The organism is Streptomyces sp. CA-278952, from assembly GCF_028747205.1.
Lineage (GTDB): Bacteria > Actinomycetota > Actinomycetes > Streptomycetales > Streptomycetaceae > Streptomyces.
The window spans coordinates 8,197,971-8,211,675 of record NZ_CP112880.1 but is presented as its reverse complement, the minus strand read 5'-3'; the positions used below and the strand labels follow the sequence as shown (position 1 = coordinate 8,211,675).

12 protein-coding genes are annotated in these 13,705 nt (G+C 68.8%); 4 read left to right on the top strand and 8 right to left on the bottom strand.

Going from position 1 to position 13,705, the window contains the following annotated elements; all coding sequences use genetic code 11:
- Together N7925_RS36045 and N7925_RS36040 are read left to right on the top strand one after the other, a co-directional pair.
- Nucleotides 1-186 (top strand): hypothetical protein (locus N7925_RS36045; RefSeq protein ID WP_274346369.1); only part of this gene is annotated, 186 nt, incomplete at its 5' end.
- A complete protein-coding gene (locus tag N7925_RS36040; RefSeq protein ID WP_274342606.1) occupies nucleotides 179-1,315 on the top strand; it encodes a hypothetical protein in 1,137 nt (378 codons plus the stop codon). The genes N7925_RS36045 and N7925_RS36040, both read left to right, overlap by 8 nt.
- Nucleotides 1,316-2,392: 1,077 nt before the next feature.
- Here N7925_RS36040 and N7925_RS36035 read toward each other — a convergent pair.
- Together N7925_RS36035 and N7925_RS36030 are read right to left on the bottom strand one after the other, a co-directional pair.
- A complete protein-coding gene (locus N7925_RS36035; RefSeq protein WP_274342607.1) occupies nucleotides 2,393-3,646 on the bottom strand; it encodes a DNA polymerase III subunit beta in 1,254 nt (417 codons plus the stop codon).
- A gap of 608 nt (nucleotides 3,647-4,254) precedes the next feature.
- The gene (locus tag N7925_RS36030; protein ID WP_274342608.1) at nucleotides 4,255-5,124 is read right to left on the bottom strand and encodes an ATP-dependent DNA ligase; all 870 of its coding nucleotides are present in this window, start codon (nucleotides 5,122-5,124) and stop codon (nucleotides 4,255-4,257) included.
- A gap of 209 nt (nucleotides 5,125-5,333) precedes the next feature.
- Here N7925_RS36030 and N7925_RS36025 point away from each other — a divergent pair, with 209 nt between their 5' ends.
- Complete coding sequence (locus tag N7925_RS36025) at nucleotides 5,334-5,912, top strand: hypothetical protein (protein ID WP_274342609.1); 579 nt, start codon at nucleotides 5,334-5,336, stop codon at nucleotides 5,910-5,912.
- Nucleotides 5,913-6,329: 417 nt separating this feature from the next.
- Here N7925_RS36025 and N7925_RS36020 read toward each other — a convergent pair whose 3' ends face one another.
- Complete coding sequence (locus N7925_RS36020; RefSeq protein ID WP_274342610.1) at nucleotides 6,330-7,337, bottom strand: DUF6292 family protein; 1,008 nt, start codon at nucleotides 7,335-7,337, stop codon at nucleotides 6,330-6,332.
- 369 nt (nucleotides 7,338-7,706) lie between these two features.
- A complete protein-coding gene (locus tag N7925_RS36015; RefSeq protein ID WP_274342611.1) occupies nucleotides 7,707-8,018 on the bottom strand; it encodes a hypothetical protein in 312 nt (103 codons plus the stop codon).
- A gap of 208 nt (nucleotides 8,019-8,226) precedes the next feature.
- Here N7925_RS36015 and N7925_RS36010 point away from each other — a divergent pair, with 208 nt between their 5' ends.
- Nucleotides 8,227-8,787, top strand: a complete 561-nt coding sequence (locus N7925_RS36010) for a hypothetical protein (protein WP_274342612.1) — start codon at nucleotides 8,227-8,229, stop codon at nucleotides 8,785-8,787.
- A gap of 285 nt (nucleotides 8,788-9,072) precedes the next feature.
- On the opposite strand, the gene N7925_RS36005 is transcribed toward N7925_RS36010, so the two are convergent.
- The 4 genes from N7925_RS36005 to N7925_RS35990 all read right to left on the bottom strand — a co-directional run bounded on the left by N7925_RS36005 (nucleotide 9,073) and on the right by N7925_RS35990 (nucleotide 13,686).
- The gene (locus N7925_RS36005; protein ID WP_274342613.1) at nucleotides 9,073-9,903 is read right to left on the bottom strand and encodes a nucleotidyl transferase AbiEii/AbiGii toxin family protein; all 831 of its coding nucleotides are present in this window, start codon (nucleotides 9,901-9,903) and stop codon (nucleotides 9,073-9,075) included.
- Nucleotides 9,904-9,993: 90 nt separating this feature from the next.
- On the bottom strand, nucleotides 9,994-11,349 hold the full coding sequence (locus N7925_RS36000) for a type IV toxin-antitoxin system AbiEi family antitoxin domain-containing protein (RefSeq protein WP_274342614.1): 1,356 nt from the start codon (nucleotides 11,347-11,349) through the stop codon (nucleotides 9,994-9,996).
- Nucleotides 11,350-11,494: 145 nt separating this feature from the next.
- Nucleotides 11,495-12,070 (bottom strand): transcriptional regulator, encoded by a 576-nt coding sequence (locus tag N7925_RS35995; RefSeq protein ID WP_274342615.1) that lies wholly within the window; start codon nucleotides 12,068-12,070, stop codon nucleotides 11,495-11,497.
- Nucleotides 12,070-13,686, bottom strand: coding sequence for a helix-turn-helix domain-containing protein (locus N7925_RS35990; protein WP_274342616.1), 1,617 nt, complete (start codon nucleotides 13,684-13,686; stop codon nucleotides 12,070-12,072). The genes N7925_RS35995 and N7925_RS35990 overlap by 1 nt, the downstream gene beginning before the upstream one ends.
- Nucleotides 13,687-13,705 lie beyond the last annotated feature (19 nt).

Sequence of the window (13,705 nt, the reverse complement as noted above, 5' to 3'; positions counted from 1 at the left end):
GTTCGCGTCTATACGAACGACATGGCCGCCGAGCCTGCGTTGAGCGGGCCTGAAGTCCATGGTGAGGCGTCTGAAAGTGTGCTCATCAAGGACGTGATCAACGTTTTGATCCGGGTTAAGAAGCTTAGAGTTCTTAACCCGGATCAAAACGACGGGATCAAAACGCTAATCTTCCTTCGTGGCTGACGCACGGGAGACGAACGAGCGCAGACTGCGTCGGCTGCAGCAGATGCGGAGGGCCGACTCGGTCGCGAAGGCGTCTGAGGCCCTGGACAAGATATGGAAGGCCGGGAAGGAACCGGATTCGATCGTCCTGCGCAGCGTTTTGCTGCGGGCCGACGGGGAGCGGTCGAGACTCACCAAGCTAGTCCTTCCTCGGGGGTTGGCGCTGCGCTTCTACCTGTTGGCGGTCTTCGAGGCGCAGTGCCGACTGGACACAGGAGACCTCTGGCAGAACGGTCGCCCTCTCAAGGGAGCCGACTCGTGGTCCACCCTCGTTGCCATCGACGGTGCGTACGACACAGCGTCGGGGGCGTATGACGCCGCGTTGGAGAGCATGCCTCCGGAGCTCCGTGGTAGTGCGCGCGCGGAGGAGCGGTGGCGCACGAGGAAGTTGGAGGATCTGGAGCTTCGGCAGGTTAAAGGAGCTTTGAGAACTCTGGAGGAACTCGGCCAGGAAGACTCCTTGGTCTCTATTCCTCGGGGCGTGCGTGGACAGCGGTTGTACGAGGACTTCTCGCTCATGGGGGAAGGCGGGCGGGGCGATATGCCAACCCCGGACGTCTACTCCGTCCCCGTCCGTAGCTGGACAACGGCCAAGACGATCACGCTCCCCAAGGATTTCTTCCTGAAGGGCTGGATCCAGGTGCTCAATCCTTCCGAGGTCGCCACGTGGCTCATCCTGAGGATGCTGAGCCAGTGGGCGCCCAGGAAGCACAGCGTGTCGGGCGTCTTCCTCACCACGCGGCCCCGCATGCAGGGCTTCGGCCTGCGTGACGACGCCTGGGAGGACGGCTGTCGGCGCCTTCTCGAATTCGGCCTCATCCGCCACGCCCAACTGCCCGAGGGACTAGCAGCTTCCTTGGAAGCGCTCGGCGATCCCGCGATAACGGCGCTCTTCCCCCAGCCGACTCGCGTCCGCCGGCCTTACGAGCCGCACTTTTGGCAAATGACCGATAATGGGCTCACCAAGAACGCCCTGCAGACGCTCGACCGGGAACTCACCCATCGTCGAGAGGCACTCGCCGATGCCGCCACAAGGCGCGCGCAGCACGATCCCGAACACCGCACCAGCCACGCATCGGCCGACGAGTGAGGCGCGCACCACACGCCGCTGCCCTGGGCCCAGCACGCTTTGTCGAGGGGGATCCTCGTACCACCGAGCGTCCGCAGCGACCTCTGAACTCATCGGTAGTGATTAAACGGCAGAGCTTCTCGCCGTGAATCCTGATCGTTGATGGGCGCTTCCCGTCCTCGTGTACAGAGCCAGCTGGGGGTCACCCGACCGGACCGGCAGGCGCGGCGGGCGGTGCAGGTCGGGGCGTGGAGGATAGGGGGATGAAGCGTCCGATGCTGACTCAGCGGGAGGCTGCCGCCGCGTGCGGTGTGAGCCGGTCCACGATCCGCCGTCGCCGTGAGGCGGGGGACCTGCCTGGTGCGGTCGCCGTGGCGGTCGGTGCCGCCGGTGATGATGGCGGTGCCGTGGTAGAGCTGGTGGGGCGGCCGGTGGGCGGCGTAGAGGGCCGTGGCCCCCACGTTGACCGGCGAGCCGTTGACGTGCCGTCGGCGTAGAGGGCCAGGGCGAAGCGCTGAGCGTCGGTCACTTTGGGTGCCTTTCGGGCTGATTGGGCTTGGGTTGCTGACCGGCTGCTACTGCCGACCAACAAGACAACGGTACTGCACTTGCATGCCGTACCGGGTGATTTCGAGGGCGTTTCCCCAGGTCAACCCATATGGAGACGCCGGGACGGGGTGTTGTCGTGTCGCCGCTGTCCCCGGAGCGGAGCGGCGGGGACGCCGTCCGGCAGCGCGGAGCGCTCGGGGCGGCGCGCAGCGCTGTCCCGCTTGGCCGGACGGCACCGCCGTGGGGCGCGGAGCGCACCCGGCGGCCGGTGGGGCGGGGTCGAGAGCGCGGAGCGCGCGGCCGGGGAGCGGAGCGGACCGGCGGCCCCGCCCCACCGTTGGCGTGAGAGCGCGGAGCGCTCGGTCCGGGGAGCGCAGCGGACCGGCACGCCGTGGGGGGTGAGGAGCGCAGCGGATCACCCCCCACGCGGCGGCACGTCAACACCCCGCCCCGGCGACTCCAGAGAACGCGGGCCGTCAGGCCCGGCCGTGCTGTGCTGCGCCTCTCGTGCCTTGCTGCGCCCCGTACTTCGCTGCGCCCCCGGGGTGGCTAGGCGTCCTGGCCGAGCCGGACGGGCATCAGCAGATGCCGGTAGTCCTCTTCGGTGATGTCGGGTCCTGCGGTGAGCAGTACGGGCTTGAGCGGCTTGCCCGCTTCCTCGTCGCGGAGGTGCAGGGTGATCGTCTCGCCGTCGAACGCGGTCAGGGCGTCGGCGAGGAACTTCGGGTTGAGGGACACTGCCCGGTCGCGGGGGGTGGTTCCGGCGGTGGTGGTGGATGCGAGCGCCATGCCCTTGGTCCGGTCCCGGTCCTCGGTCGTGCCGAGGATGGGGGCGAGCGTGAGGCTGCCATCCGCCGCCCACATGAGGCTCACGGGCGCTTGGGTCTCCCCCAGGGCCTTGATCAGGGCGTGGCACTTCTTCAGGGCCCGCTGGGTGGGGGTCCGGGGCAGGGCGATGGAGCAGTCGGTGGTCTTCGGGAAGAGGGCGCTGTGCCTGATCTGGGCGCCCTCCAGCTGTCGGATCGTGATGGTGGTGGTGCCCGTGGTCAGGGTGATTCGGGGTGTGCCGTGCGCGCTGATACCGATGCGGGCGCGTCCCTGGTGGTCCTTGAGGCGCTTGGCCAGTCGGGCGAGAACCGTGGCAGGGATCAGGGCGGAGTTCGCCTCCTGCGGCGGGGTGGTGTCGACGACGGCGGGCACATCGGCCACGGCGAAGCGGTAGCGGTCGGTGGCCGAGAGTGTGACGCTCTGGCAGTCGACGGTGATGCGGACGCCGGTAAGTGCGGGGAGGGTGTCGTCGGTGCCAGCGGCCGGCAGAACTCGCAGGGCCTGGTCGAGGAACTGACGGACGTCCACGGTGGCGACGGTGGGCGCGGGGTGCGGCGGGTCGATGAACTCGTCGCGGTCGAGTGCGGGGACCGGGAGGCTGAGGTGCGGGGTGGCCAGGAGGTCACCGGTGAGAGAGACGGCAGTCCGGGCCGCTGCCGCCTTGCTCTCCCCCGTGACCATGGCGGCCAGTGCCTTCTTCAACTGGCTGTGTTGCAGGAGCGATGAGCCCGTGGCCGTGGTGTCCACGGGGAGCGTCACCGTGACGGCGGTCTCGGTGTCGTGCGTGGTCAAGGTCAGGATGCGGCGGGCTGTGGTGAGCAGGACACCGCATTGGGCGGGGGACGATCCCGTACCGGCCTGGACTCCGAGTTCGGTGATGGCGAGTGCGTCCGCGACCGGGCCGTACGGCGCGGTGAACTGTGCGGTGTGTGCGGCTTCCTGGCGGGTGGGCTGGGTGGTGGGCTGCTCGGACATGCTTCTCCCTTGGGTTGGGTTGCGCTTGGGTTCGTTGGGCGGCTGCTACTGCCGACCAACAAGACAACCTTACATCACTTACATGCCGCGCGAGGGTGGTTCTGAGGACGTTTCCGCAGGTCAACCCATATGGAGACACCGGCGGCGGGTGTTGTCGTGTCGCCGCTGTCCCCGGAGCGGAGCGGCGGGGACGCCGTCCGGCAGCGCGCAGCGCTCGGGGCGGCGCGCAGCGCTGTCCCGCTTGGCCGGACGGCACCGCCGTGGGGCGCGGAGCGCACCCAGCGGCCGGTGGGGCGGGGTCGAGAGCGCGGAGCGCGCGGCCGGGGAGCGGAGCGGACCGGCGGCCCCGGCATCCTCGGGCGTGAGAGCGCGGAGCGCTCGGTCCGAGGAGCGCAGCGGACCGGCACGCCCTGTGGGGGTGAGGAGCGCAGCGGATCACCCCCACAGGCGGCGGCACGTCAACACCCGCCGCCGGTGACTCCACAGAGGTTCGGGCCGTCAGGCGCGGCGCGCCCGGGCCGTCAGGCTCCCGCCCCCTTTGTGCCTTGCTGCGCCCCGTTCGGCCACGACGCCGCCGCGCTCTTCGTACCTTGCTGCGCCCCGTCCTGTCAGCGGATGCGGGCGACGGTGAGTGTGCCGTGGCGGCCGGACCCGGCGAGCACTTCCAGCACCAGCTCGGTGCTGAGTGCCGTGTACGTCTCGTCGCCCGCGCGGTGCTCCCCCGTGGCGGGTGCGCCGGCGAGTGCGGATCCGATGCGTGCGGCGAGCGCGGGGGCCAGGCGCGCGGAGAGGCGGGGCCGGGTCGATCCGGGCAGGAGGAGCGCGAGCGCGCGGGGCCGGCCGCGGGGGCCGGTGGCGCCGACCACGCGGGCGTCGACCGTGTCCGCGTGCCGGATCTTCACCCATGCCGTGCGGCGGCCGAACGGGTACGGGGAGCGGGCGGGCTTGGCCACGATCCCTTCCACGCCCTGCGCCCGGAGGACGTCGTACGACTGAAGGGCGAGTGTCCGGCTGTCCGTGGTCGGGGTGGCCTGGACCGGGGGGCCGACGTCCTTGAGGAGGTCGGCCAGGAGGGCGCGGCGGACGGTGTAGGGGCGGGCGGCGACGGGGCCGTGGTCGGGGTGCTCCAGGACGTCGAACGCGGCGTAGGAGGCCGGGTGACGGGCGGCCAGGGCGCGGGCCCGGTCCAGCGAGGACGCGGCGCGGGCCTGGACCGCCCCGAAATCGATCCGGCCCCCGTGCCAGATGACCGCCTCCCCGGACAGCACGGTTCCCGGGGGCAACGCCATGGCAGGGACGGCGAGGTCCATCCAGTGCGAGGTGACGACCCGGCCCGTGCGGGAGTAGCAGATCACCCCGTCCCCGGTGCGCCGGAGCATCATCCGGTGCCCATCGACCTTGACCTCGAAATGCCACCCGGGGCCGGTCGGCAGCATCGGTACCGCGCGCCAGTGCGGGCCGGATCGGGTACTCCACACCCCGACCCTGCCCCGTCCCGGCCCGCACCGCACCTCGGGTTCCGGGGCCCGGCCGGGGCCACCGCGGGCGCATGGGCGACTGGTCCAGGACACGGCGTTTGGATGACCTAAAGTCCGGATGGGGCACCGCTGTGGAAACTCAGTACAGCCGATGGGGAGTCAACTAATCTTCATGGTCAGCGGGAGACCGGGGGAAGAACATGATGTCTTTGGCCGAGCACCAGCGGTTGCACCTGATGTTCGAGGGTCGGTGCGCCGCCCGTGAACCCTCAAAGCCGAAGCTGGCCCCTGCGGATGCGTCAGTTACCCTTAGTGATGACTCCCGCCTCTATGTCTATAGCCGCACCCAGAACACAGGCGTCAATGTTCCAGAGGTTCTCGCGGTTGTCGCCGTCGCACCGTTCGTTACTGCGGTTGCGACGTCGTTGGGCACCGTGATGGGCGAGCGTATTGACCGGGCTCTTCACCTCCTCCTGCAAAAGCTGCCGAGGATGGCCATCTTGGTGAGCCGGGGAACGGGTGTTCAGCCTCCTTCAGGGCTACCAACCAATCCCAGCCCCGCGACCCTCTCCTTGATTGAGGGTCCGAAGATCCACATCGGTTCGGGGACCCCAACCGACGCGCTGAGTCTTCTGCCCACAATGGACTTTTCCGACTTGGCGAACATGGGCGACTACCCGCAGATCGTGCGTTGGATGGATGGCAGGTGGCACGCCCTGGCGATCAAGGACGAGCAGATCATCGACCTTGTCTGGGATGATGAAGCGCGTCAATGGGTGCTCTTCTGAACCTCTGAGCTTGACCCCGTTGGGAAACCCTTCTCTCCTGGGGCCGGCGGCTCGATGTGGTCGTTACGGCACCGGCTTCCCCACCGCCGATGGCGAATCACCAGGTGAGCGGTCAACGGGGGCCTGGCCGCTCCGGGCTGCCGAGTCAGAGGGTGAGGGCGGCGATGACGTCGTCGGGCAGTGGCGTGATGCCGTCGGCCAGGTAGCGGACATCACCGTGCCGTCCAGCAGAACGACCGCCCTACCCTTCTTGGCGATCTTCTTCAGGGCACGTTCCAGACGCGGGGCACGGGCGGCCAGCAGCCGCAGGACTTCCTGCACCCACCGGCGCAGGGCGGAGGCGGGGATCCGGTTGCCGTCGGCCATATGAGCCGGATCCGTACCGGGAGGCCTCAGGTCAGCGCCGAACGTGGACGGTCAGCGAGTGAGAGCGGCAATCAGGGCGCCGGGTGGCGGGGTGATACCCCCGGCGAGGTACCGGATGCCGTCGCCCTCCGGCGGAAGGACCGCGCCCTTGGTGAGCGGGTGCCGGCGGGAGGCTGCGGTGCGCCACCCGTACCGCTCGTCCCAGACCAGGGCGGGGGCCGGGGCCTGGTCGCCGTCGAGCACGAGCGCGGCAACGACCCTGTCGTCGCCGGGGAACTGGACGTCGGGTGCGGCCTCGGTGTTGGTCCAGCCGGCGCGGTGCAGGGCGGTGGTGACACCGGCCAGGTATGGGGCGGCCCGGCGGGCGCGCAGGACGGTGTCGGCGCGTGCGGTGGCGCGGCGGACCTGTCCGGCCGGGTAGCCGAGTGCCACCGCGGCTTGATCGGGGGTCAGGGACGGGTCGGTGTGCATGAGGTCGGCCATGCGGTCGGCGCGGAGCCGGGTGAGGGCTTCCTGTGCGGTGTCGCGGTGGATGCCGAGTGCCTCGGTCACCCCGGCAGAACTGATGGTGGGGTCGGCGTCGAGGAGTTCGGCGGTGAGGGCGGGGAGCTGGTCGCGGGGGACCTGGTCCCCGGTGCCCTCCGGGCGTCCGGTCACGGTCGGCTTGCCCGGCCGGCTGGTCTGGTACTGCCGGACGATGCCGCGGGGCCAGTGCTCCACCCCGCCGACGTCGGTGACGTGCTCGGTCAGGAGCGGGTGGCGCTTGTAGCCGTCCCAGGTGCGGGGGGTGACGCCGATCGCAGCTGCGCACTCCTGGCGGTCCAAGAGGTCATCGTCGCCGTCCTGGTCCGGAAGCGGCGGCACGGGCTTGCCCAGGAGGTAGGCGTCGACCTGTTCGCCGTCGTAGAGGCGTGTGCGGGCCTTGGGTGAGCTGACCGGCGGCGGGAACCCGGGGGCCTCGTACGGCTTGAGCTTGAGGTACCTCTCCGTGCGCAGTCCCTGCTGTGCGGCGAGGTCCGCCAGGGTGCGTACGAGGTGGCGGCGTCCTGCTCTGATCACGGGTGCTCCCCAACTCACCGTCTATAAAACGGTACCGGTGTCTGTGTCCTGGCCCAGCGTACGGGTACGCTGCCCGTACGAGGGCGTGACCTTACGGGTTGTGCGCTTGGGTTGGCCGGTGCCCGTGCTACCCGCTCCTGTGAGCGGACTGAGGGCGCCGGCCTTTTCGCGTTCACGCCCTGGTGGTTCTTCCCGGCGGCGGGGGCTGGTGCCGGTGACAGGCCGCCACCGGCACCGTGCGGTCCTGGCCGTACTCCGGTGACCGGACCTGACCCGCACACCCATACGGCACGGACTGGCCCGACCCTATCCAGCACCACGGCCCGGCGACGTGCCCGCACCGAGGTGCGGGCACGTGGAGCCGGGACGCTACAGCCAGTCAAATGTGCGCCGGATGTCGGTCGCCGCGCCCGAGAGGTTGTCCACGTCGAGCCGGACGTCGATGTCGTACGGGTCGTCGGCGGCCTCCATGACCCGCTCGGAAGCGGCGTCGAAGACCCGGGCGAACGCCTCGTCGACACGGGCGTCCTTCAGGGCCTGGACGATGCCATCCTGGTCCGCGCGGCCGCGCCGGACGGCGTCGGCGAGGAGGTTTAGGGCGGCGGCTGCAGCCGGGGCGAGCACGGCCAGCTCCTCCCCCGCGCCGGCGGCGGCGCCGGTCCGTTCGGCCGACGTCTCCACGTTGCTGAGCCGGGCGAGGGCAGCGCTCTGGCGGCCCGTCCTGATGGTGGCCTCCTGTCTCGTCGTGCGGGGTGGGAGAGGGGCGGCGCGCTCTGGCAGTGGACACCCACAGCGCCGAGAAAACTGTACCTTACTTTAAAGCACCATGATCGAACGGCGAGCGCGAACCACGCCCCTGCGGGCCGGCGCTCTTGGGATGATGTCGGGCATGACAAGCGAAGTGGCGACCATCGTCGCAGCGGTGATTGCCGGAGCGGTGGTGTTGGCCAGCGGGTTCTTTCTCGGCCGGAGGCAGGTCAGGGATCAAGCTGCGGTCGAGCATGGCCAGTGGCTCCGTGGACAGCGTCAGGACGCGTACATTGCGCTCCTCGATGCCTGGGATACCGCAGTGAAGGGACTTCAAAGGGAGATCGACCCGGGAGAGCACTTCGAGGAAGTAGCGGCGCATGTGGAATCGCAGAGCGGCCCCAGCTTTTGGGAGGACCACGAGGCGAGTACGGCGACCCAGGTGGATCGAATCTCTGAAGGCGTGCAGCGCCCCCTGGAGCGGGTGTTGCTTCTCGGCCCGGAAGCTGTGGACAGAGCGTGCATCAACCTTGCCGAAGCGCTGGAGGTCCTGGGATCGTCGGTGCGCTCGAACTCCGGAACCCCGGACTGGCCCAACTACAACATGTACCAAGACATGTGCAGGAATGCAGAGGAGGCGCGGAGGGCATTCCTGGACGCGTCACGCGAATCCATGCGCGCAGCACCACGCCCCGGCCACTGAGCGGTGCTACCACTCACATCCATATTGGGGCCCTGGCTTTGTCCACGAGAACCGGCTCTGGCTCAACTTCTGTGGTGCTGGTCGGCGGTCAGCGAATCTGGTCGGCGCTCCAGGGAAAGCGGCAGGTCAGAAGAGCGGTCCGGCGTGGGGACGGAGCGCAAGGAGCAGGACCACAGAAGTTGAGCCAGAGCCGGTTCTCGTGCACAAAGCCAGGGCCCCAACGACGTACCGGATGGCGGTCAGAGGCGAGCTGAGGCTCTAAAGCCAGGCCGTGGAACTCGGGCTTCAGGTGCCGCTGGCGGTGCCACTCAGCAGAGGGTCGACGAAGGCGGCAGCGAGAGCAGCTGCCTCGGAGAGCGTCGCGCAGCCGTTCAGTCCCACGACCAGTTTGGCCTGTTTGGGGTAGCCCTCGTGCCAGTTGGATCCGGGTATCTGGAAGGTGTCGGGGAGGGGCAGGTGCGTGCCGCAGTCGCGGCGTCTGTCGGCTTCGCGTTGCAGAGCTTGGAGCGCAGCTTGGCTGGGGACCGTCTCCTGTTGGCCGATGAGGAGAAGGTCCGCGAGGTCGCGGTAGCGGTTGGATCCGTGCTGGCCGCTTGCGCCATGTCGTTCGTACATGGCGCAGATCTTGTCGGCGACGTGGTCGACGACCGGGTACAGGCGAACCTCGGGCCAGTCGACGGGCCATTCGAGGTCGACGGCAGACTTGAGCGTGCGTACTTCGACAGTCCCTGTGAGCGGGCGGCCGACGACGAGGTCGACCTTGATGGTCATCACTTCGGCGGATCCGAGGTAGACCTTGAAGTACTGGGCTCCGCCGCGTCCGTCCTCTGCGGCGCCGCTGTATTTGGTGGGTGCGTAGCGAAGAAAGTCGTCGAGGTCGAAGGCGGCTGCGTCGATGACCAGTTGCCGGACTTCACTAGCCGTGAGGTCGAGGTTCGTGCTCTGAAGGTCGATGTCCTGGCTGAGACGGGCGGCGCCTCGGTAGCGGACGAGGAGGGCTTGTCCGCCTTTGATGAGCCAGCCGTCCGGGTCCTTGGTGAACACGCGGGCGGCTAGCCGGTTGAAGTAGAAGATCTTCATGAGGTCGGTGACGCTCATGCCTGTCTTCAGGGACATCTTGCGTGCCGAATTTCCCAGAGCCGTTTGGAAGGCTCTAGGGGTGGCGTAGGTCTTCTGCAAGTGGACATCCCCGGGCAGTCAGTTGGATCACTGATCGTACTCGGAGTCCGGTTTGCCGCCCGCGCTTTTTTGAACATCGTCCGTGACCTGGTGCTGGACTGTGTGCTCGGTAGAGGTCTCGTGAGCTGCCCGGCCGCTTGATGAGTCTTGTTGCTCGATCGCAGGACGGCTTTCGACAGTTGCGGCGCCGCTTCCTTGTTCGAGAGCTCGGGGATTCGCGGTCTGCTCGTGTATCCGCCGCATGGCCTGCAGAGGAGCGTTCGTCGCCGCACTCATCTCAGCAATCCGCCGCAAGGTCTCCTGCAGAGCGCTGTCCGGCAACGCCATCTGCTCATTCATCCGCCGCATGGTTTCCTGCAGAGGAGCACTCGTCGCCGCAAGCTGCTCACCAATCCGCCGCATGGCCTCCTGCAGAGGAGCGTTCGTCGCCGCACTCATCTCAGCAATCCGCCGCAAGGTCTCCTGCAGAGCGCTGTCCGGCAACGCCATCTGCTCATTCATCCGCCGCATGGTTTCCTGCAGAGGAGCACTCGTCGCCGCAAGCTGCTCACCAATCCGCCGCACACTCTCCTGCAGAGCGCTGTTCGGCAGAACCGTCTGCTCGTGCATCCGCTGGATGGCCTGGATTGACTGGCGGATGGCAGGGCTAGGTTGGTAGGCCTCTCGAGTCATTAGTTCGAGGGCAGTGGCGAAGCCTTCTGTGCTGGCTCTGGCGACTTCTTGGGATCTCAGGTGCTTGCCGGCTTGGTCGACCAGGTGCTCGATGAGTTCCTGCCCTGTGGCCTGGGCGGGAAGGCCGTAGGTGCGGGTAAAGGGCTGGGCGGATTCCTGGAGGTCTTGGATCTCGATGAGGTCGAGACGTTCCGCGTCGGCGATGACTCCGCCGAGGTGGCCGCCGTCGGTTTTGCTGCGGAGCAGGTCGAGAATGGTGCGGCGGGCTGTAGTGACGGGCAGCCCTTGAACGAGCGTGATGTCGTCCGGCTCCAGTTGCACAGTGCGCAGGTGGACGAATGGCTCGGTGGTCGTCCGTCGTCGGGGCACGCTGATCTCGGTCTTCGGAGCGGGAATGTCTCCCAAACCGTGGAGCTGGCACGCGGAGGCGTGGGAGACGACACCGGAGTCCTTGCCCCCCAGCGGGCGCTCCGAGGCGAAGACCGCGGGTTGCAGGCGCAGCCAGGCAACCTTGAGCTCCAGGTGCAAGGGGAAGCCCGCCGCTTGAAGGAGATAGACGCCTCTGCCAACGTTCTCGATCAGTCCTGCTTCGGCTAGCCGAAGGATCTGCACGGCGGTCAGGCCGATCCGCTTCGCTTGGGCAGCGGTTACAAGTCCCCATTGGTCGGAGGCGTGCTCGGCGACGCGCCTCAGCTGCTCTCCACGGTCCATGCAGCCATAGTTACACATGATTCTAGAATCTTGCAGAGTTAGTTACGCCTGGGTGTAACTAACTCTGCAAGACCGCCCCGGCTAGGCGTAACTAACTCTGCAAAAAATCATTCGAGAGCCGATTCAGTTCGCCCCGCCGGCCCGGTCAGGCGGCCCAGCCGATCGAGGACACGTAGCTGTACCCGTCGTAGTCCGAGCCGATCAGGTCCAGGACCTCATCCCAGACCGCGTCCAGCTCGTCCAGGTCGTCGTCCATCCACGCGTCCACGGCACGGTCCCAGACCCCCCGGACGTTGATGCTGCGGGGGGCCAGGTCCCGCCGGTACCTGTCGTCCACCCCGGTCTGGTTGACCGGGTTGATCTCCACCCGGGTCCCCCGGCCCCCGTTGTTGAGCCGGTGCTTGAGGTCGGTGGCGACGTTGCGGCGGCGCAAGTCCCAGTACGCCGCGTCCAGGCGGGCGAGGTTCGCTTTGTTCGGGGTGCGCTCCTCGGCGAGCCACGCCATCAGGGTGCGCGGGGAGACGTGGACGCCGGCGCGGTCCATCGCCTCGTATCCGGCGTCGGACTTGGTGAGGTAGTTCAGGCGGGCGGCGAGGCCGCGGTCGCTGTCGACCGGTGAGGCGACACCGCGCACCATCCCCTCCATGGCGATGCCGAGGGCTTCGGCCCCGGGCGCGCCGTCCGCGCCGTACTTGCCGAAGTCCTTCCAGCGTCCGGCCATCAGCCGCCCACCTTCCCGACCAGGTACTCACCGGAAGCCTTGCCGTCACCGGTCTTGATCTTCAGTTCGGCCACGCCCCGGCCCTCGGTGAACACCTGCCGCCAGTCCCCGATCACGTGGAGTTCGTCGGTGTGCTTGAGCGCGACGACGTCCAGTCCGGCCTGGTGGGCCTTGTAGGCGCGGCCGCAGTGCAGGGCGTACGCCTGGCTGTGGATGTTGTGCATCCAGTCGGGGCGGACCATCTCGCGGTTGTGGATCGACTCCCCCATGGTGCTGACGAACTTGCTGTACATCGCTTTGACGTACTCGATCATCAGCGTGTCTCCGGCGGTGATCGCCTCCGAACGGGCGGACGTCAGGAGCTTGCGCAGGGCGTCGAGGAAGTTCTCGGTCGCGCCGGACGTCCAGGACTCGTGGACGGTCGGGGCTCCGGTCAGGCCCCACTTCGGGCCGGACAGGCGCAGCAGGAGGCGCAGGGTGGCGTCGGTGATCCAGAGGGCGCCGGGTTCGTCGCGGTCCCCGAGCGGGTTGGGCAGGTGGGGGTGGGTCCACTCGGCGGGGGTGATCAGGTGGACGCCGGAGCGCTTCGGGCCGACGCCGTCCGTGCCGGTGGTGTGCTCCAGCTTCCCGATCGGGAGCCACACCTTCAGCGCGGACAGGTAGGCGGCGTTGACGTCCAGGGCGGTCACCCGCAGGTCCGCGTGGGGGGCGCGGAGGGAGTAGGCGGGGTTGTTGTAGGCGGGCCGGGCCTCCCAGATCTGATCCGGCTCCTTCTTCGACGGCTTGTGCAGGATGTCCGGCAGCGCCGGATAGGCGGTGTACTCGTAACGGGCCGTGGCCCGGGTCTCGTTGAAGAGGTGCATGACGTCCGGGATCGCCCTGTTGATCAGCGCCTTGAGCGCGGCGTCCTCGTCCCCGCCGGCGCGCTCCGCCTCCTGCTCGACCGCACCCCGGATCAGCGCCATCAGATCCGCCTCGGCGCGCTCGGCGGACTTCGACCGGCGCTGCGGGCGGGTCGGCACCGGGGCCGGGACCGGCGAGACCGGAGCCGGTGCGGGTGCGGCCGGTGCGGGCGCGGTGGCGGTCGGGGCCGGGGCCGGGGCGGTGGTGGTGACGGCCGGGGCCGGGGCGGTGGTGGTGGGCTGGCACAGGGCGCCGGAGTGGAGCGGGCGGCCGTCGGTGGACTGGTAGGTCGTCTCGACACCGCACCGGACACAGGGGCCCGGGTCGCCCTCGATCGCGCGGCCGTCCGGGCCTCGCAGGGTTTCCAGGCCGGTGAACGCCGCAGGCACCGGGGCAGAGGCCATCGAGGCCGGGGCGGGCTCCTCGGTGAACAGCGCGGCGACCGGGTCCGGGGACGACGGGGTGGGGGTGGGGTGGATTTCGGCGAGGCCCTTCAGCAGGCGCAGGTAGGGCAGGCGGGCGGGCGGGACGGGGCTGGAGGCTCCGGTCTCCCAGTTCGCGACGGTGCCGCGCTGGACCCCGACCGCCGCGGCGACCTGGGCGCGGGAGAGGCCGGCTGCCTCGCGGAGCCGCAGGCGCTCCTCCGGCGGGGGGATCGCGGCGTTCAGCCGGGCCTCTTCGAGCAGCGCTTCCACGCTGGTTCCTTCACTCATACGAGAACTGTACCGCACT

Coding starts and splice junctions, on each gene's coding strand:
- N7925_RS36000 (WP_274342614.1), bottom strand. CDS start 11,349: ATGGACCGTGGAGAGCAGCTGAGGCGCGTCGCCGAGCACGCCTCCGAC.
- N7925_RS35990 (WP_274342616.1), bottom strand. CDS start 13,686: ATGAGTGAAGGAACCAGCGTGGAAGCGCTGCTCGAAGAGGCCCGGCTG.
- N7925_RS36010 (WP_274342612.1), top strand. CDS start 8,227: ATGACAAGCGAAGTGGCGACCATCGTCGCAGCGGTGATTGCCGGAGCG.
- N7925_RS36035 (WP_274342607.1), bottom strand. CDS start 3,646: ATGTCCGAGCAGCCCACCACCCAGCCCACCCGCCAGGAAGCCGCACAC.
- N7925_RS36005 (WP_274342613.1), bottom strand. CDS start 9,903: ATGTCCCTGAAGACAGGCATGAGCGTCACCGACCTCATGAAGATCTTC.
- N7925_RS35995 (WP_274342615.1), bottom strand. CDS start 12,070: ATGGCCGGACGCTGGAAGGACTTCGGCAAGTACGGCGCGGACGGCGCG.